Consider the following 17,560-nt stretch of genomic DNA (forward strand, 5'->3'; position numbering starts at 1 on the left):
TTTTTAAAGGAATTTTTATGTTTATGTAGAAATTTGTTAAAGGAAGAATAAATTGGGGTGAATAACAAATGAAAGCAAATTCTTTAGTAATTGGTTTTATATCTGGTTTTGCCGTAGCCGGAGTTGGTGTACTGCTTAGCACCCCTGCATCCGGCAAAGAAGTACGCACTAATATTAAGGAGACAAAAGATGAAACTGTCCTCCTTCTTAAAGATGTACAACAAGCGGTCATTCAATTGAAAAATGACTGTATATCAGCCGCCAACATCAGTAAAGCACAAGTCAATCTGTTCATCAAAGATGCAAAAGAATTGATCCAGGAATGGAATAAGGATGCTAAGCAGCATACAGAAGCCATACAGGTTCAAATCAAAGACGTAGAAACAGCCATCAGCGAGCTAGAGGCCGCCATTTCACCAACGCCGGCAAAATAAAACATTATATAGAAAAATTGATACAAATTTGCAAAAAAAGTTTCTAAAAATTTGGCAAATTACCTTTTTTGTTATTTAATATTTTGTAAGGATAATAATGAAAAAAGAAAAGTAGGTGAATGAATCATGTCTGAAAATTTAAATTCAGTCAAAGAAGCCATGTTATTCACGCAGCGTGTCGCACAGTTGAGCAAGGCTTTATGGAAAGCAATTGAAAAAGACTGGCAACAGTGGATCAAGCCTTATAATTTGAATATCAATGAACACCATATTCTCTGGATAGCTTACCACTTAAAGGGTGCATCCATTTCCGATGTCGCTAAATTTGGGGTCATGCATGTATCAACTGCCTTTAATTTCTCCAAGAAACTTGAAGAACGCGGATTGCTCCGTTTTTCTAAGAAAGAAAACGATAAACGTAATACGTATATTGAATTGACTGACAAAGGCGTTGAGCTTTTGCTTGAGATTGTCAGAGTATTTGATTCCTCCAAAAACTCCGTCTATCTTGGAGCTCAGCCATTAAAAGAACTATACGGCAAATTCCCGGATATGATGGAAATGATGGCAATCGTCAAGAACATTTATGGGGATGATTTCATGAATATTTTTGAAAAATCCTTTGCAAATCTTGAGCATGAATTTACCGATGTGAATGGCTTTCTCGAAAAAATTGAACACCAAGAAAAAGAACCAATTCAATAATACGGGGACAATCCCATTTAAAGCGGACTTTTTTCTAATCCGCTTTTGCCTTGATACCTTTTGCTCATCCTCTCACAATTTTTTCCTCACCAAGAATATAAACCAAACAACCCCACAATATGTTAATAATCGATTATCCGCCCTCATACTCTTTGCAGTATAGGTTGTTTTTTGATAATGTAAGAGAGATAACGCGCCAAGGGGGGGTTAGCAGGATGATTTTTCTTATTTGGTTTTCCTTTTTTGCTCTCTTTTTCCTGTACTATATTAATAGACTATCCACCAGCTTCTGTATAAAGAAAGAAATCCCAGAAGAAAGACAGGATAGGTTTTATCGTACTATCAATGTACTCATCACGATCCTGCTAGTTTCAACCTATCTCGAAATATTATATGCAACATAAAAGACGAATGCCAATGCACTCGTCTTTCTTCTTCCTGCGATTAAATCCAGGACGCCCCGATGATGACCAACAAGATAAATAAAACTACTAGTAAAGCGAAACCTCCGCCGTATCCTCCAGACATTGTTGTATCCTCCCTTCAATCACGATGGATTGGTATACTTCTTAATAAATCCAAGATGCACCAACAATCACGAGTAATATGAAAAGCACGACTATGAAGGCAAATCCTCCTCCGTAACTTTGACCCATGATAACACCTCCTTTTGAGCTGCTACCCTATCCTATTCATCCTTGGCAAGAAAGGAATGGGCTGATTGCTTATATGCTCACTTTTTTGACTGGACGATTCAGAAGCGAAGGCTCTCCCTTCTCTTCCTAATGTCTCATTATCCTATGCTCAACAAGTGAAAATTGATTATGCCTTCCGCCTAATAGGCTAAATTAGCCTGCTTATCCTTTTTTTAGAAGAGGAATTGTGGTATAGTTATGCTTGTTATAAATATAGGGATGTTTTGGCAATATGCTAAAAGGAGTGTAAGGGATGAAGAAATGGTTAATCACGGTAGCATCGGTCTCAACGCTAATCGGCCTCAGCGCCTGCAATAGCGACAATGGGTCCAAGGAGACAATCGCAGAAACGAAATCAGGCAATGTAACGAAAGATGAGTTCTATGAGGAATTGAAAGACAAATATGGAGACCAAGTCCTTCAGGAACTTGTTTATAAGAAGGTTTTCACTGATCAGTATAAGGTAAGTGACAAAGAAGTAGACAAGCGCCTTGAAGAAACAAAGGCAAACCTTGGTGATAATTTCGAAAGTGCACTCGCCCAAAATGGTTATGCTAATGAGGAAGACTTCAAGGAAGAGCTAAAGTATCAGTTAGCCCAAGAAAAGGCAGCCCTAGAAACAGTTGATGTATCTGAAGATGAACTGAAAGATTATTACGAGAACAAGTATACAGTTAACCTGAAAGCCAGACACATCCTTGTTGCTGATGAAGAAACAGCAAAAGAAGTAAAGAAAAAGCTAGATAGTGGCGAGAAATTCGCTGATTTGGCAAAAGAATATTCAACTGATGAGGCATCGAAAGAACAAGGCGGCGACCTTGGAGAATTTGGTGTCGGCAAAATGGTTCCTGCTTTTGAAGAAGCGGCATATAATTTGAAAGTAGATGAAATTTCTGAGCCAGTACAGTCTGATTACGGTTTCCACATCATCCAAGTGACTGATCGCGTGAAGAATGACAGCCCTTCCTATGAAGATGCGAAGGCTGATGTCGAAAGAAGCGTCAAGACAGCAAAAGTGGATTCCGCTAAAGCTCAAGAAGCAATCCAAAAGGTTATTGATGATTCAGACATTAAGGTAAAGGATAAAGAGCTGGAAGGTTCTTTCGAATAAAGAAAAACTCGGCTATTCAGCCGAGTTTTTTAATTTGCCTTTTCTGTTAAGGATCGCTTCTTCTTTTCCTCTTCCATCCGTTCGATGTATACCTTGCCTTCATCCTCTATAAACGCTTCATCAAATTCCCTGTCTTCCTTCATTGACCTGATCGTCATGTAGGCACTAACAAAAATTCCTGCTACGATGAACCACATGAAAAATGGCATAAAAGACAATCTCCCTTCTTAAAGGGACAGGCCCTTTTCAACCATTATATGCGGGCACACCATGATTATGCGGATGGGTTTTACTTGAAATTCGGCTTATAGAGGCTGCGGTTCTCTAACGGGAAAATACGCTCTGTGAATTCACCTGGTTTCACGCGGTCAAGCGCTCTGTCCATCATATTCATCTTCGCGTCGAGATTATCGATATAATGCAGAATCTCCGCCTCTTTTACTAAAGGCGGTTTTGGACTGCCCCACTCCGCCTTCCCGTGATGACTAAGCACAATATGCTGCAGAATAAGAATTTCTTCCCCCTGGATATTGAGCTCATCGGCAACCTTGCCAATTTCATTCACCATGATGGAGATATGTCCAAGTAAATTGCCCTCGACGGTATAAGTTGTGGCAATTGGGCCGCTCAGCTCCATTACCTTTCCGAGATCATGCAAGATGACCCCTGCGTACAGCAGGTCTTTATTTAAGGAAGGATATAGCTCCGCAATGGCTTTGGCCAAATCCAGCATGGATACGACATGGTATGCGAGTCCAGAGAAGAATTCATGATGATTCTTCGTCGCTGCCGGGTATTCAAGGAATTCCTTCGAATACTTTTTAACCAGATGCCTCGTTATGCGCTGAATATTCGGGTTTGTCATTTCAAATATATATTTGGTAATCGTATCAGCCATTTCATCCTTGCCCAGTGGCGCGGTTGGCAGAAGATCCCCAATGTTGACAGCTTCATTATCATATTTCAATCGGATAGCACGAATGCGCAATTGGAGCTTTCCTTTGTAGTTTTGCACATCGCCAGTCACGCGGACGATTGCTTCCGGAACATATATTTGTTCATCCTCCGGCTTAACATCCCAAAGCTTTGCTTCAATCTCACCGCTTTTATCCTGGAATATTAATGATAAAAAAGGCTTGCCATTGCTGGCTGTTCCTTTAATGGCGTTCTTTATGAATAAATGGAGATCGATTGTATCTCCTACCTCATGATGAGCAATTCCCTTCATCTCAATCCCTCCCAGTCTGTTCCTTTTTTATTATAGCATGCAAGGCAATGGTTTTTATCGTTTATCGCATTAGGCTGATAACTTCTTGAGGAGTGAAATTCTCCTTGATTTTCTGGTGGCAGGTCATAAAGAGAATTTGATGATTCTCTTGTCCGATTTTCCTCAGCAAAGAAAGCACTCGCTCGGTTCTTCTGTCATCGAAATTGACAAATGTATCATCCATCATAAGCGGCAAATTATTTCTTCCTTCAATCGTCAACGCTAAAGCAAGCCGTATCGATACATATGCAAGCTCCGCCGTCCCTCTGCTTAAATCTCTGGCATGGATGAAGCCGCCGTTATAATCTTGAAGCATCAGTCCTGCCCCATTGTCTGCGAATAACATTTTTTCATACTTGCCGTTGGTCAAATAAAACAAATACTCATTTGTCTTATTCAGAATAACAGGAAAACGCTCATTCTTATATTTCTGGATTGTCTCTTGCAAGATGCCTTTAGCCACGGCAAGCTTCGCCCATTTCCTTGACATATCCTCGAAATCTTCCAGCAGCTTTTGATGATTGAACTGTAAAGCTTCTACTGTCCCATCTTCCTCAAGCCTTTTAATATCATATTGAATGGCGGCAAGCTCCTTGCGCCCCGTTTCGATTAGCTGTTCAAGCGACGAACAGTAATCCTCCTCACCGCTGATCTGGTCATCGAGCTCTGCAGCACTTGCGCTCACATAGCGCTCAGTATCCGCGAAGTCTCCAAGTTGTATCATTAATTGACGTTTTGCGGCCAATAGCTGTTCCCGCTCCTCTGCCTCCTTGCCGCATTGATAAAAGTCTGTAATAGAGGTACAATGAGCTTCTTTCAGCAGCTTCTCTCGCTCAGCCATCAATCGCTTACAAACCTCCTCAAGCGGCTCCAATTCCTCCGTCAAATCATGGATTCGCTCTTCGAGACGAATGCTCTCGCTTTTCACTCGAAGGGCTGCTTCAAGCTTTTGCTTGATTAGACTATAAATTTCTCTCTTATTAGGCTGATCAGCACTGACATCAAAAATCTGGGCGAGATTCTCTAATTTGGCTTTATGAGTCCCAATCACATTTTTCGCTTCATTTATAGACGCTTGAATCCTGTTTTTCTCTAATATAATCTCCTTCATGCTCTCAAGGCGCTCAAATGCCTCCGAAAGCATGGATTGTGAGATTTCCTCCGGAATTGACCACTCATTGCCAAGGGCAATGAGACGTCTTTCACATAACTGCTTTTCCCGCTCCCATTTCTCAAAAGCTTGGATTAATCCTTCAAATATTTCTTCCTGCTGTTCTTTGCGGACTAGTCCCTTTTCATATTGGTCACGAATTTGAGCATCCTCCATGAGAAGTCTTTCAGTCAGCCCTATATCTCCTCTACCTTCAAAGCTCCTTGAGGATTGGGCAACCTTCTCCTCGAAATAAAGGATTTCCTCATCCAGCTCACTCGATTTCGCCTGGCTGCCCATAAGCTGTTTAAACAGGAAGAGCAACAGTATACCGCCAAGCCCAATCCCTAATCCAAGCAGCATATTGCTTACAATGATTAAAAGAATGGAGACAGTAATAATAAGAAGCCCAGCAAGACCGAGAGCCTGCTTCTGTTTTGCCACCGCTTTTCGTTCTGCTCCCTTTACTTTTTCACGGCGATTTTTTAAACGCTCCAGCGTCTCAAGCGCTTCTTTCTCACCGCCCAATCCCAAGGACCTCTGAAAGGCCTTATATCTTTCTTCCAGCCGTGCTCTTTCGTCATCTGGCAAAAGCTTGCTCTCATAAACAGCAAGCGTCCTTTCTAGTTGTTCAAGCTTGATTTTCTCCTGTTCAAACTGCGAATCCAGCTCGCTTTTTCGCTTTTGCAGTGTACGCATCTCAAGCTCCAGCTGCTTAATTTCTTCTTTACGAAATACACTTGTATCAAGAGAGACAATCCTAGCCTCTTCTAGATTCATATGCAATTCGTCCTGCAGCTTATACATGCGCGCTTCTATATGCTCCAGTTCAATTGATTTCGCCTTTATTTCTCCCTCTTGGACTTCCCAATTGTCTATAACGCGTTCCATCCGATGAACCGCTGATTCCATCTGAGACCATTGGTCATTATAGGTAATCTTCTGTCTCTCAGCTTTCAGCGCCGCCAGCTTACTCGACTGGCTTTTGAACAAAGTTTCCTTCGCCAATCTCTCCGCTTCAATGGTGTCCATTCTCTTGATGCCGCCTGCTGGAAAATGACCTTCCGAAAGCTCTCTCAGCCTCGAATTAATAGCGGACAGCTCCTGGATACCTGGTAAAAGACGCTTCCAGTCTCTTAGATGCACCAGCTTATCTTTTGATTCCTCCAGGAGAGCTCTATTTTCTGCAATGGATTTTGAAAGCTGCTCCTGTCTTTCAAGGAACTGATTGTACTCATTCTCCCTTTCTATGGCTTTTTGTAATTGACGGCTGCTTTCTTTTAGCTGGGTGAGCTTTTGATTAATCTCCGGTTTCTTCCCGCTTGGCTTAAAGAGCTGATCCATTTGCTTTTGCAATCCATTCTCCAATTCCCAAAGCCGCTCGCTTCCTGAAATACCCGCGAAGAATAAATATCGTCCGATTTCTTCTTCATTCAAACGCGAAATCTCCTGGATTCCATCCAAGTTAAAGGAATAGATGGATTCATAGAATCCGCGGTCAACTCCCTTCAGTAATTCCTGCAAGTCTTGTTCACTGCCGATTGGCCTTCCGTCTTGATAAACCCTGCATTCACTGCCTTGTGTATTCTTGATGCGCTCTATGATAATTTCTCCGTTATCGGGCAATTCAACCGTCAGCCTGCCACCATACTTAACGCCGCCATTTGGCTCATAGGAGGGTGCTGATTGGCTTCTTTGCGGAAAACCAAATAGCATAGCGTGAATAAATGAAAAAATGGTTGATTTACCGGCCTCATTCTCTCCGTATAGGACGTTAACGCCCGGAGAGAAATCAAGCTGGTAATTCTCGAGTCTTCCGTATCCATATATATGTATTCTCTTAATAAACAACGTGACCTGTCTCCTTATTTCCTATTTAATCTTTTCATAAGCTCCATATTCGCCTCGAGGATAATCTCCTGCCGGGTCTCTTGATTCCACCCTTGCAAATATCTTCTTGCCGTCGGATGGATGAAAAGAGGTGCGGTGAAATCCTCATATTGTTCTATACGGATGCTTGAGGAAACGTCTAACAACTCAGCTAAGAAAGACACCGATACTTGTTTGTCTTCTTCAAGCCAAACAGGCGGACGAACCTTGATGGAATGAATCCAAATCATCGGAGCTTCTGTTTCTTCTCCCTCTTGAACCGCTTCAAGTATTTCATCCAGGTCCGAATAGAGCCAATCCTCTTCCTTCGCATCAGCGGCATCAAGCGTAATTTCAAGTAATAGATCCTTACCTTCTGCGCGTAAATACTCCTTCCGTTCATTTAAGCGGCGAACAAGCTCACTCATCTCCAGACCGCTTGCGTCCACTATCTCCTCTTGCCAATCCAGAACAGAGGCCGGACGGAATTCCATTTTCGTTCCGACATCAGATAATTCGATAAGGTAGAATCCCTTCTCGCCTGTCTCTTTCTTGTTCCGTCCTTGCAGACACCCAGGATACACCGCTGCCGGATTATCCAGTACAACCATCCGTTTATGGATATGTCCTAATGCCCAATAATCAAACCCTTTTTCAAGCAAATCCTTCTTCGTAAAGGGCGCATAATTGCCATGAGCTGTTTCTCCTTCAAGATTGCCATGCAAAAGACCGATATGAAAGTCCCCTACTGTCTGCTTAATATAGCCATCAATCATTCTAGCTCGCACATGTCTCTTTTCGTAGCTAAAGCCATAGAGCATGACAGTAGTTCCATCATTCTTTCTATATTCTTCAACCTCCACTTCCTCCCCGAATACATGAACATTTGGCGGAAGGGATAAATTGAAGTATTTACCTTCGAGAAAATCATGGTTACCGTGAATCAAGTAAACCGGTATTTCTGCCTTATTCAATTCCTCCATCGCTTTTTGAAATTGAATTTGCGCTTTTAGGCTGCGTTGATCAACATCATAAATGTCACCGGCCAGCAGAACGAAATTTACTTTTTCCTTTATGGCCGTTTGGACTAAATTCTTAAGCGCTTTATAGCTGCTTGTTATCAGTTTTTCAAATAAGGGATCGGGCAAATGCCGAAATCCTGAAAACATGCCGCCTAAATGAAGGTCAGCCGCATGGATAAATGTTATATTCTTCATTTTCATTTCACTCCCTCTTCCTATTTTACTATAAAAGACAACTGCTGCCTTGTCCTTACAAATAGATTCTTCCGCTTATTAAGAACCTTCACATCACTTCAAGAGTCTATCGTCTGATTCCTTGGCCTAAACTAAAAAAGACTCTGGGAGCGAAGCACCCTAGAGTCTCTATATCACATATTAAAAACCTATTTATTCTTCGTTAGATCAATCGCTTTCTTAATATCTTTCAATGATGAAGAGTTGCCGTACATCAATACGCCGCCTTTATAAACCTTTGCTCCAAAATAGGCTAAGATCCCAATCGTCACCAGCATAAGCAGGATGCCAATAGCAATCTCTAGCGGGGCGATATCGAGCATTCCAATGCGCAGGAACATAATCATCGGTGTAAAGAACGGAATAAAGGATGTGATCGTAATAAAATCTGCCTCTGGAGTGGATAGTCCGCTCATTGCAATCAGGAAGCCGAAGATTACGAGCATGGTCATCGGCAAAATCATTTGCTGCAAGTCCTCAAGCTTACTCACAAGGGATCCAAGAAAAGCAGCCATCGTCGCATACAACAGGTACCCAAGCAAGGTGAACACCACTGCATAAATAACTGTCTTAGCCTCGACATTATCGAATCCGAAATAAGAAAGCACATGACCAACTTCCGAATTATTCTTAAAGACCAGGTAGCCGGCAGCGACAAAAATAACCAGCTGAGTCAAAGTTAATAAAGCAATCCCTGTTATTTTGGCAAACATCTGTTTAATAGGCGAGACGCTTGATATCAAAATCTCCATAACCCTGGAAGACTTCTCAATTGCCACTTCATTGGCAATCATCCCCGCATAGACGATGACACAGAAATAAATCACAAACAGCATGATGTAAACCAGTCCTCTCGCCTGGTTCAACTCATCCTCTGACTTCGCATTCTCATTCAAGGCGACCACTTCAAAGTTTACAGGTGTGTATATGGCCGCTAATTGCTCATCAGTGATGTTGGCCCGCTTTGTCATAATCATTGTTTGCACTTGCTGGAGGGCATTCTGCAGCTCCGTGCTTTCCGCTGAATTGGCAATGGACTCTGCTTTATAGATTCCAACCGGGATACCATCTTCTTCTGAAAGAAGCAAGTATCCGGCAAGACTACCTTCCTCCGCTGCCTCGTTAGCCTTCGCTTCCGATTCATAGACCTTCAGCTGCAATTCACTGCCGCTTGCGGCCAATTGCTCCTGCAAGGAAGAACCATAATCGACAGAATCCTCTACAATACCAATTGGCTTTTCTTCATCTCCGAATAGCCCAATGATCCGGTCGAGATTGGCAAATGCCGCAATGAATAGAAGAATGACGGCTGTAGAAATGATGAATGACTTGCTTTTTACTTTATTGATGTATGTATGCATGGCAACGATCCAAAACTTACTCATAGCGAGCACCCACCTTTTCAATGAAGATATCCTGCAAGGAAGGTTCCTCGAGTTCAAATTTGCGGATAAATCCGCGTTTGACCGTATCCTCCAAAATTAGCTTCGCATCCTCTTCCTTAGAGATTTGCACATGCACGCCTTCCGTCACTTCCTTCATCCTTAGTACGCCAGGATACTCATTCAAGAAGCTTAAGTCATAATCGGCATGAATGACGATATTCTTCTTTCCAAAGGAGCGCTTAATTTCCTTCAGCCTTCCCTTTACGATTGCTTCTCCATGCTGGAGGATGCATAAATTCTCACAAAGCTCCTCCACATGCTCCATCCGATGGCTTGAGAATACGATGGTCATACCCGCTTTTCGCAAATCCTGGACCGCCTTTTTCAAGAGTTCGACATTGAGAGGGTCGAGCCCGCTGAATGGTTCATCAAGAATCAGCAGGTCTGGCTTATGAATAACAGATGCAATGAATTGGATCTTCTGCTGATTGCCTTTTGATAAATCACCGACCTTCTTATCCCAATAGTCCGGTACATTGAATCGCTCCAGCCATTCCTTTGCTTCTTTCTCGGCAGATGATTTGTCCATTCCCCGCAATCTTGCCAAATAGATAAGCTGTTCTCCTGTTTTTAATTTCGGATACAACCCTCTTTCCTCCGGCAAATACCCGATATGAGCGCTATTGGTGTAATCAATCGCGTTGCCATCCCATAGAATGCCTCCCGAAGTCGGCTCGATAAGCCCGAGAATCATCCGGAAAGTCGTTGTCTTTCCAGCTCCATTGGCGCCAAGCATACCAAAGATGCTGCCCTTCTCTATCTCAAGAGATAGATTGTCCACAGCCGTAAAACTTCCAAACTTCTTGGTGATTTCATGAATCGTTAAAGTCAAATGACCAGCTCCCCTCGACGTTTTTCCATCCTATAATTGTCATCCAGCTTAACTGAAAAAGACTGAAATCCTCTAATTATAGTGTACCGGATTTAACTATCAAAATGTTCAAAACTTTACATTTTTTATACTATTGTGGGAAAATACTAGTGGATACTTTGTAATTAACTAGGAGGGGACTTATGAGTATTTATAAGCTGACTGTGTTCGAACCAAATGGTGAGAAAGTAATGGATGAATCCATCGAAGCTGCTAATGATGATACTGCCAAAGACATCGGTTCCAAGCTTCTTCAAGAAAAGGGCTATGAAGAAATGACGCATCGTTTAACATCCCCAGCTGGAAAACTGCTTTTATTTCACCGCTAAGTAAAAATGGGGCTATTCCATAAGCCAATGAAGTTCGACTGTGGCTGGATAGCCCTTCCTTTCGCATTTTCAACTCCCATAAGTAGAAGTGGTCATTTTCGTTACTGGTGAACCATAACTTCTCCCTTATAACAATCGTGAAGCCTTTGTTCTAAGCAGGACGCACAAAAGCCTTCTGTAAATCAAAAACAGGTGAAGAAAACCATTCAGTTTTCTCCACCTGTTTCGTTTTTTTAGCTATATGGGGCAGTCCTATTTATTTTCCCTTAAAGGCAGGCTTTCTCTTTTCAACAAATGCCTTAATGCCTTCTTGATGATCCTCTGTTTGCCTCATAACAAACTGAGAGCATTTTTCTAGCTCCAGCGTCTTCAATAATTGCGGCCGTTTCGTTTCCGCAAGAATTTTCTTCGTCCGGATCATTGCTTGCAGCGGCTTTTGCTTCCATTCTGCCACCTTTTCGTTCACAGTCTCTTCCAGCCCGCCTTCTGTGACGATGTCTATCAGACCCATCTCCAATGCTTGCGGCGCCTTCAAGACCTCTCCATCCCAAATCAGCTTCATCGTATTTAATTCCCCTAAACGGCGTTCAAGGAAGAAATGTCCTCCTCCATCAGGAATCAGCCCAATACCGATGAAATTCATGGCAACCTTGCTGTCTTTTTCAGCAATGATGCAGTCTGTCGCGAGCGCCAGGCTGAAGCCGAGTCCAGCTGCAGCACCATGGACAGCGGCTATGGTGAGCTTTGGCATCGTATACAAACACATGGCCAGCTCATTAATGCAATCCATAATGTGATAGAAGTCCTTCTCAGTTCCTAAATCAAACATCGATTTGATATCTCCGCCGGAGCAAAAAGCCCCTCCATTTCCTTTGAGAACGATAATGGAGATATCATCATCCAAGCTAAGTGACTTGAGTTCCTTGTTTAACTCTTGCATCATCTCTTTATTAAGAGCATTTAATACCTCCGGGCGATTCAACGAAACAGTGGCGACAGATCCGTCCTTTTGCACAATGACACTCTTAACGACAGAGGCAGATTCCACTTAACAACGACTCCTTCCAATATATATGAATGTACATTCATTATATAGGTTTATGTAAGCGTTTTAATATGAAAATTTGTTAAATTTCCGAATTTTTTTCGATAGAGATGGAGTCGACTAATTTTAACACAACGAATTCTGAGGAGAAAAAGCTTAGAGTAATAGAAGAGTTTTAAAATAAAGAATCCTATCGCTCAGGATAGGATTCCAACACATACATTTATTCCTTATTTTTTGTATCCATATGAAGCGGAGGAGGAACTAGCCATCCTTTTTCCTTCATGATTTGAAGTAAAGCAGCCCCGTCTTTCAATGCTTTAGCATTTTGTTGCGTAAGCATCATGGCTATGTCTTCTCGGATACATTGGGTGATCAAAGTACTCATGGCCGTGATGCCTGTAGCGATATCTTTTGCAATCGCATAAGCAATTTGAGCATCCTGTAATCTCGCTCCTGCCGGAATTTGCTCAACATCCACTTCAGGTCTTTCAGCTGGGGTAGGAGGCACTACGATGTCATTTGCAATTAAGACCGCTTCTACTTCTTCAATGGATGGTTCTATACTGTTTTTAATAACACCTTTTATATATTGTTTTAAATCCTTATCACCTGCGTGATTACAATAAACCTGATAACCGTCTTTCGCTGCTTTAGCTGCCGCCAATTGAGCAGATAGACCATATACTTCTCCGCAGTGCATCGGTTCATCTTTTGGATTGCCACTTAGAATACCCATACAAACACTCCTTAGTTCATTATTGTGCTTTCACCTGTTAGTATGTGTATTTTTATTATTGTTAGCCAATCCTTTAATTTTTTTACATGCGGTATGGCATTGGACTGATTATCACGATTCAGCTGCCTTTGGCCGTGACCTATGACTGCGGATACTTAACCAAGACAAAAATAGGCATCCCATATCAATTGAATATGGAATGCCTATTTAGTTTAATTAGAGAACAGTGTTTCCTCTAGGATATCGATTTTCTTCCTGGTGTAATGCTCATATCCCTCATTATAGGATTTAGGATCCTTCGGGTTGGCGAAATGCGTGATTTTCCCAGTGACTGGGTGGACGAACTTGCTTGCCGCCCCGCAGCCAAGCCCAAGAATGGTTTGCTGCTCCTCCATGATGAGGATATTATAAAGGCTGTCCATGCCCTCTTTCGCATACCCGACATTCTCAAGATTGCCGAGAATGTTCTTTTGTCGATAAAGGTAGTATGGGTGATAGCCATGAGCTTTTGTCCAGCTTTGTGCTTCCTCCATCATTTTCTCCACTTCATCTCGTCCCGCCACTTTATAGCGAGTCCGGTTCCTGGTCATCTCGGATGCCCTCTTGAAGGATAGCGTGTGGACAGTTAAAGATTCTGGCATTAATTTTTCCGTTTCATCAAGGCTATGCTTGAATTCTGGTACACCCTCTCCCGGTAGACCAATAATCAAATCCATATTGATATTGTCCATCCCGCATTCTTTCGCAAGCTTGTACTTATCAATCGTTTCCTCTACTGTATGATGGCGGCCGATCGCCTTTAAGGTTTCTTGCGTATAGGACTGCGGATTGATACTGATACGATCGATATTCCATTTTTTCATAACCTCAATTTTTTCTTCCGTAATGGTATCTGGGCGTCCTGCCTCCACCGTAATTTCTCGGACATTCTCTACATCAGGGAAGGATTCATAAAGCTCCTCATAGAGCATGTCCATTTCTTGTGCACTGATACTAGTGGGTGTCCCGCCGCCAAAGTAGATGGTTGTAATTTTTACATTCTTGTCTTTCAGCCATTGTCCCATTTCTCTCATCTCATGATGCAAACCGCCGAGGAAAGATTCGACATTCCCCTGCCTCCCATTGATGGCATAGGCTGGGAAAGTGCAATAAGCGCATTTCGTCGGGCAGTATGGGATTCCGATATAAAGACTGATTTCCCTCTTTAAATCATATAGGTCCGGAATTGCCTCGAGCTGGCGGTCGACAATCCGCTCCAGTAAATCTAATTTTTCTTCTGAGATGGAGTATTGCTCTTTTAATTGCCTTTTCGCTTGCTCGGGCTCGATTCCTTGCTTGCGGTATTGATGCCAGAGCTTCGTTGGCCTAACTCCTGTCAGTAAGCCCCATTTCTGCACGATACCTGTATAATCCTCTAGTACCTTTAAAAAAACATATAAGTAAGCATTCTTGATTAGCTTAAAAAATGCTTTTTCATCCAGCTGCCCATTCGGTTCTAGCTGATAGGACGCTTTATGGTTCCGGTCATCAGAGCTCGCCTCTAAGATAGCCGTTATATTCATCTCATCGTTTATTCTTTGCTGCTTAATAGTGATAACTATGTCTGCTTTACCGTCATTTTCCGTTGATAAATTGGATTCCTCAAAGAATAAATCCGCAATAAGAGATAAAGGTCGGATTAACCGTTCATCTTCAATACCTTTTACGTATATATGCATGCTGATCCCCTTTTTCCATGATTCAATCCTTTTCAGTTTACTAAGCCTGTATGGGCTGGTCAATTGCCAAAGATGAGTTTTTGCTTGTTAGATTTCCCATACATGGGCAAAATCATGACCCTGTTCAGTTCATTCAGAAAAACCAAGCGGTTACTTCCGCCTGGTTTCATGGGCAATCAATTGTTATCTATCGACCTTTATATTCATTTTCTTTAAGAATCCGATTGGATGCTGTCTTCTGAATACCTCTTTGATCAAATAGGCTACACCTAACTCATCATTGGTGCGAGTTAGCCATTTTGCTCGCCGCTTTACCTCATCAGCCGCATTGGAAACTGCTACACCTAGACCGGCATGACGGACAAGCTCCTCCTCATCCGGATCACACCCAATGATGACCATCTCATCAAGGGCGATGCCCCTGCTTTTGGCTAAGTATCTGGCCGCAGTCGTCTTGGCGACAGATTTCGGGATAAGTGTTAATTTCCCGGGAAAACTCTCCTGAATTTCAACATTTTCAAACATCGCCATCAATCCCGCTCGTGTATCCTTCCGTTCTTTCTCATGTTGAATATATACATCAATCTGTAATGGAGATAGAGGTGTTTTCAATAAGTAATCATATAGAGAATCAACAAACTGCTGAGCATAGATGCCTGAATCGCCAGGAGTCCATTTGATTCTCGCAAACAAAGAACTTGGCAGGTCCTCCCTGTTTCCAATCGTGACATCCTCATGAATGAGACGGATATGGCTTGAGATATTCTCCAGAAAGCGGACGATATCAATTGTTGTCTCTTCTGGAATCCGTTTTACATATATCGGTCTCTGCAAATCCTCCAAGATAAAGCCGCCTTGATGCGCTATGATATGAGGGTTGCATTTTAGCGCCTTTCCCGTTCTAAAGGCATGGTCATAATTATTCGATGTAATAAGTGCCACTTCGACACCTTTATTGGCTACATATTCGAGTGACTCTTTCGTGACTGGGTTCAGTTTCCCTTTTGAAGATAAAAGCGCACCATCCATATTTATCATTAACAGTTTGTATACCATGATGTCTTTGCCACCTTTCATGATGCCCATATAATTCTCTATGAATCAGGCAAGGAAATTAGAACACGATATACAGGAGACCCATAAAAAAAGCTGATCTGATACAATCGTCAGATCAGCTTTTTTTTATTAACCTTGAGTTCCGTAAAGATCCTCTAGCGGTTTGGTGATGATACGATTCAAATCGCCAAGCACGACGCTCATGCGCTGCTCAGCCTCCATTAGGTTCGAAATCATCTCATGTTGTTGGACAAGAGCAACGGTTTTCTGCGCTTGCTGCACTTCCTCTTCCGTAATTTCTTGGCCAGTCATTTGCTTTTCTTGAAGCTTAAGCTGGATATCACGGAAATTATGGAACATCGTTCTGGCACTTTCATCTGCCATGACTGCTTCATACTGTTTCTTTAACTCGGCATATTCTGCACTTTGGCGAATTCCATTCTCAACTGTGTATGCAAGATCATATAAATTTACTGACATGGGAAACCTCCTGTTTGCTAAACGCTAATTAGTCTCCATAACTATACCATTAACTGAAGAATCAATACACCCCATGTTTATTCGAAAGCGTTCGTTTAATTCATGATTATCATAAAGATTCCTTGAAATAAGCCAATGAGCCCACCAAGCAAGGCACCAAGATAGGTGATCATCTTTAGCTCGCTTTTCGTAATGGATAAGACCATCTCCTCTAAGCGAGTTACCGGGAAGGAGGCAACCTGATCACGAACAATCTCTTCAAGCCTGAACTTTTCCATAATGACCGGCACCTGATTAATAATTCGTTCTGATACCGTTTCAATCAATTCGGGCAATACGCGCCCCTTGATTATCTCGCTCCACTCACCTGTCAATTTGGACAATGGCATAGCGGATAAGTCGAGCTGCTCATAAGCATAGAAAATTCCCTTATGAATAAGATTCTTTTGTTCAGCAAGGGAATAATACTGTTCTGCCTCCGACACGGTCATGTTCTTTAGTTTATTCCATTCGTTGACGAGTATCTGTGTAAGTGTATCCTTTGTTCCTGGATTGGCAAGAAATTTAATGATTTCAGGCTGAAGCTTCTCCCCAAGATTGACATTACCTAGAAGCATTTGCATAAAACCGCCGAGCTTGCCTCTTTCCATCATAAAGTCATCAGCCATTTTCTGAAGTCTCGCTTTTCCTTCTGTACTTACAAAGAAGGCAATCCCTTTATCCAAAATATATTGGGAAACATCCGGCAACTTTTCTTCTACCTTTTCTCCTAAACTTTCAGGCAGGAAAGAGATAATCGGTTTCTCTTGGTTGGATTGATACCAGCCTTCCACCCAATTAGACGATTTATCAGCGATTCGGTGGACAAGCCTGTCAGGCATATCATCTATTCCCATTTTTCGAAAGGCATCCTCTATCGTCATTTCCGAAAAAATGGTCCGATCCAGCATCAACTCAGCCATTCTTTTCGCCTCTACTTTGACGGAAGATGTGAGTAATTTCTGTTTGATGCTTTCAGGTGTGATTAAATGCTGGACAACCAGTCTTCCCATTTGGACAGCAAGCTCATCACGCCTTTTCGGTATTAAACCCGGGGTAAAGGGCAAGCGTCTCCCAAAAAGATATTTAGGCTCATATGGATGAAACAGCATCTTTATAGCAAGAGCATTGGTAATTCCGCCTATGACTGCCCCAACGATGACCACTGTCGCGATTGTCACAAAGTAGTTCATATTTTTTGCTCCTTCTTCTTTTAAAAGCTAATAAAGAATAGTTTAGACGGTAATAGCTATTAATTGCAATATAAACGGCACTCTTTTTCATTTATTTATAAACCCTGATAGAAGCCTAATCGGAAGAAATTGTTTTATAATAAAATCAGATAATTTTT

Annotated in this window: 19 protein-coding genes; 5 read left to right on the forward strand and 14 right to left on the reverse strand. The window is 42.1% G+C overall.

Annotated features, from left to right (window positions below):
• Window positions 1-68: 68 nt before the first annotated feature.
• From CYL18_RS09605 to CYL18_RS19500, 3 genes are all read left to right on the forward strand, one after another.
• Window positions 69-434, forward strand: coding sequence for a YtxH domain-containing protein (locus CYL18_RS09605; protein ID WP_104849282.1), 366 nt, complete (start codon window positions 69-71; stop codon window positions 432-434).
• Window positions 435-560: 126 nt separating this feature from the next.
• Window positions 561-1,139 carry an HTH-type transcriptional regulator Hpr gene (locus CYL18_RS09610; protein WP_104849283.1) on the forward strand — a complete coding sequence of 193 codons (579 nt, stop codon included), beginning with the start codon at window positions 561-563 and terminating at the stop codon, window positions 1,137-1,139.
• Window positions 1,140-1,354: 215 nt separating this feature from the next.
• Window positions 1,355-1,543 carry a hypothetical protein gene (locus CYL18_RS19500; protein ID WP_104849284.1) on the forward strand — a complete coding sequence of 63 codons (189 nt, stop codon included), beginning with the start codon at window positions 1,355-1,357 and terminating at the stop codon, window positions 1,541-1,543.
• Window positions 1,544-1,583: 40 nt separating this feature from the next.
• Here CYL18_RS19500 and CYL18_RS09620 read toward each other — a convergent pair whose 3' ends face one another.
• A complete protein-coding gene (locus tag CYL18_RS09620) occupies window positions 1,584-1,667 on the reverse strand; it encodes a YjcZ family sporulation protein (protein ID WP_104849285.1) in 84 nt (27 codons plus the stop codon).
• Between the two features lie 41 nt (window positions 1,668-1,708).
• Window positions 1,709-1,795 carry a YjcZ family sporulation protein gene (locus CYL18_RS09625; RefSeq protein WP_104849286.1) on the reverse strand — a complete coding sequence of 29 codons (87 nt, stop codon included), beginning with the start codon at window positions 1,793-1,795 and terminating at the stop codon, window positions 1,709-1,711.
• A 292-nt stretch (window positions 1,796-2,087) separates the two neighbouring features.
• Here CYL18_RS09625 and CYL18_RS09630 point away from each other — a divergent pair, with 292 nt between their 5' ends.
• Complete coding sequence (locus CYL18_RS09630; RefSeq protein ID WP_104849287.1) at window positions 2,088-2,945, forward strand: peptidylprolyl isomerase; 858 nt, start codon at window positions 2,088-2,090, stop codon at window positions 2,943-2,945.
• Window positions 2,946-2,974: 29 nt separating this feature from the next.
• On the opposite strand, the gene CYL18_RS09635 is transcribed toward CYL18_RS09630, so the two are convergent.
• The 6 genes from CYL18_RS09635 to CYL18_RS09660 all read right to left on the reverse strand — a co-directional run bounded on the left by CYL18_RS09635 (window position 2,975) and on the right by CYL18_RS09660 (window position 10,764).
• Window positions 2,975-3,154 (reverse strand): sporulation YhaL family protein, encoded by a 180-nt coding sequence (locus CYL18_RS09635; RefSeq protein WP_104849288.1) that lies wholly within the window; start codon window positions 3,152-3,154, stop codon window positions 2,975-2,977.
• A gap of 80 nt (window positions 3,155-3,234) precedes the next feature.
• Complete coding sequence (gene yhaM / locus CYL18_RS09640; protein WP_104849289.1) at window positions 3,235-4,173, reverse strand: 3'-5' exoribonuclease YhaM; 939 nt, start codon at window positions 4,171-4,173, stop codon at window positions 3,235-3,237.
• 61 nt (window positions 4,174-4,234) lie between these two features.
• The gene (locus tag CYL18_RS09645; RefSeq protein WP_161497114.1) at window positions 4,235-7,213 is read right to left on the reverse strand and encodes an ATP-binding protein; all 2,979 of its coding nucleotides are present in this window, start codon (window positions 7,211-7,213) and stop codon (window positions 4,235-4,237) included.
• Between the two features lie 14 nt (window positions 7,214-7,227).
• A complete protein-coding gene (locus CYL18_RS09650) occupies window positions 7,228-8,448 on the reverse strand; it encodes a metallophosphoesterase family protein (RefSeq protein WP_161497115.1) in 1,221 nt (406 codons plus the stop codon).
• Between the two features lie 188 nt (window positions 8,449-8,636).
• The gene (locus CYL18_RS09655) at window positions 8,637-9,872 is read right to left on the reverse strand and encodes an ABC transporter permease (protein ID WP_104849292.1); all 1,236 of its coding nucleotides are present in this window, start codon (window positions 9,870-9,872) and stop codon (window positions 8,637-8,639) included.
• Complete coding sequence (locus CYL18_RS09660; RefSeq protein WP_104849293.1) at window positions 9,865-10,764, reverse strand: ABC transporter ATP-binding protein; 900 nt, start codon at window positions 10,762-10,764, stop codon at window positions 9,865-9,867. The genes CYL18_RS09655 and CYL18_RS09660 overlap by 8 nt, the downstream gene beginning before the upstream one ends.
• A gap of 182 nt (window positions 10,765-10,946) precedes the next feature.
• On the opposite strand from CYL18_RS09660, the gene CYL18_RS09665 reads away from it, so the two are divergent.
• Window positions 10,947-11,132, forward strand: coding sequence for a YhzD family protein (locus CYL18_RS09665; RefSeq protein WP_104849294.1), 186 nt, complete (start codon window positions 10,947-10,949; stop codon window positions 11,130-11,132).
• Between the two features lie 256 nt (window positions 11,133-11,388).
• Here the strand turns inward: CYL18_RS09665 and CYL18_RS09670 are convergent, their stop codons facing one another.
• The 6 genes from CYL18_RS09670 to CYL18_RS09695 form a co-directional block, all read right to left on the reverse strand.
• Window positions 11,389-12,180, reverse strand: coding sequence for an enoyl-CoA hydratase (locus tag CYL18_RS09670; protein ID WP_104849295.1), 792 nt, complete (start codon window positions 12,178-12,180; stop codon window positions 11,389-11,391).
• A 220-nt stretch (window positions 12,181-12,400) separates the two neighbouring features.
• Window positions 12,401-12,916, reverse strand: a complete 516-nt coding sequence (locus tag CYL18_RS09675) for a DUF3231 family protein (RefSeq protein WP_104849296.1) — start codon at window positions 12,914-12,916, stop codon at window positions 12,401-12,403.
• Window positions 12,917-13,128: 212 nt separating this feature from the next.
• Window positions 13,129-14,634, reverse strand: a complete 1,506-nt coding sequence (locus tag CYL18_RS09680; RefSeq protein WP_104849297.1) for a coproporphyrinogen III oxidase — start codon at window positions 14,632-14,634, stop codon at window positions 13,129-13,131.
• 183 nt (window positions 14,635-14,817) lie between these two features.
• Window positions 14,818-15,690, reverse strand: coding sequence for an HAD hydrolase family protein (locus CYL18_RS09685; RefSeq protein WP_161497116.1), 873 nt, complete (start codon window positions 15,688-15,690; stop codon window positions 14,818-14,820).
• A 129-nt stretch (window positions 15,691-15,819) separates the two neighbouring features.
• Window positions 15,820-16,170, reverse strand: coding sequence for a YlbF family regulator (locus CYL18_RS09690; RefSeq protein WP_104849299.1), 351 nt, complete (start codon window positions 16,168-16,170; stop codon window positions 15,820-15,822).
• A 95-nt stretch (window positions 16,171-16,265) separates the two neighbouring features.
• The gene (locus CYL18_RS09695) at window positions 16,266-17,402 is read right to left on the reverse strand and encodes a DUF445 domain-containing protein (protein WP_104849300.1); all 1,137 of its coding nucleotides are present in this window, start codon (window positions 17,400-17,402) and stop codon (window positions 16,266-16,268) included.
• Between the last annotated feature and the right edge of the window lie 158 nt (window positions 17,403-17,560).

The organism is Pradoshia eiseniae (genome assembly GCF_002946355.1).
GTDB classification, from domain to species: Bacteria; Bacillota; Bacilli; order Bacillales; family Pradoshiaceae; genus Pradoshia; species Pradoshia eiseniae.

Excerpts from the sequence above, each read along its gene's own strand:
- CYL18_RS09620 (WP_104849285.1), bottom strand. The coding sequence starts at position 1,667 with ATGTCTGGAGGATACGGCGGAGGTTTCGCTTTACTAGTAGTTTTATTT.
- CYL18_RS09630 (WP_104849287.1), top strand. The coding sequence starts at position 2,088 with ATGAAGAAATGGTTAATCACGGTAGCATCGGTCTCAACGCTAATCGGC.
- yhaM (WP_104849289.1), bottom strand. The coding sequence starts at position 4,173 with ATGAAGGGAATTGCTCATCATGAGGTAGGAGATACAATCGATCTCCAT.
- CYL18_RS09680 (WP_104849297.1), bottom strand. The coding sequence starts at position 14,634 with ATGCATATATACGTAAAAGGTATTGAAGATGAACGGTTAATCCGACCT.
- CYL18_RS09605 (WP_104849282.1), top strand. The coding sequence starts at position 69 with ATGAAAGCAAATTCTTTAGTAATTGGTTTTATATCTGGTTTTGCCGTA.
- CYL18_RS09610 (WP_104849283.1), top strand. The coding sequence starts at position 561 with ATGTCTGAAAATTTAAATTCAGTCAAAGAAGCCATGTTATTCACGCAG.
- CYL18_RS09685 (WP_161497116.1), bottom strand. The coding sequence starts at position 15,690 with ATGGTATACAAACTGTTAATGATAAATATGGATGGTGCGCTTTTATCT.
- CYL18_RS09655 (WP_104849292.1), bottom strand. The coding sequence starts at position 9,872 with ATGAGTAAGTTTTGGATCGTTGCCATGCATACATACATCAATAAAGTA.
- CYL18_RS09625 (WP_104849286.1), bottom strand. The coding sequence starts at position 1,795 with ATGGGTCAAAGTTACGGAGGAGGATTTGCCTTCATAGTCGTGCTTTTC.
- CYL18_RS09650 (WP_161497115.1), bottom strand. The coding sequence starts at position 8,448 with ATGAAGAATATAACATTTATCCATGCGGCTGACCTTCATTTAGGCGGC.
- CYL18_RS09690 (WP_104849299.1), bottom strand. The coding sequence starts at position 16,170 with ATGTCAGTAAATTTATATGATCTTGCATACACAGTTGAGAATGGAATT.
- CYL18_RS19500 (WP_104849284.1), top strand. The coding sequence starts at position 1,355 with ATGATTTTTCTTATTTGGTTTTCCTTTTTTGCTCTCTTTTTCCTGTAC.
- CYL18_RS09665 (WP_104849294.1), top strand. The coding sequence starts at position 10,947 with ATGAGTATTTATAAGCTGACTGTGTTCGAACCAAATGGTGAGAAAGTA.
- CYL18_RS09675 (WP_104849296.1), bottom strand. The coding sequence starts at position 12,916 with ATGGGTATTCTAAGTGGCAATCCAAAAGATGAACCGATGCACTGCGGA.
- CYL18_RS09635 (WP_104849288.1), bottom strand. The coding sequence starts at position 3,154 with ATGCCATTTTTCATGTGGTTCATCGTAGCAGGAATTTTTGTTAGTGCC.
- CYL18_RS09695 (WP_104849300.1), bottom strand. The coding sequence starts at position 17,402 with ATGAACTACTTTGTGACAATCGCGACAGTGGTCATCGTTGGGGCAGTC.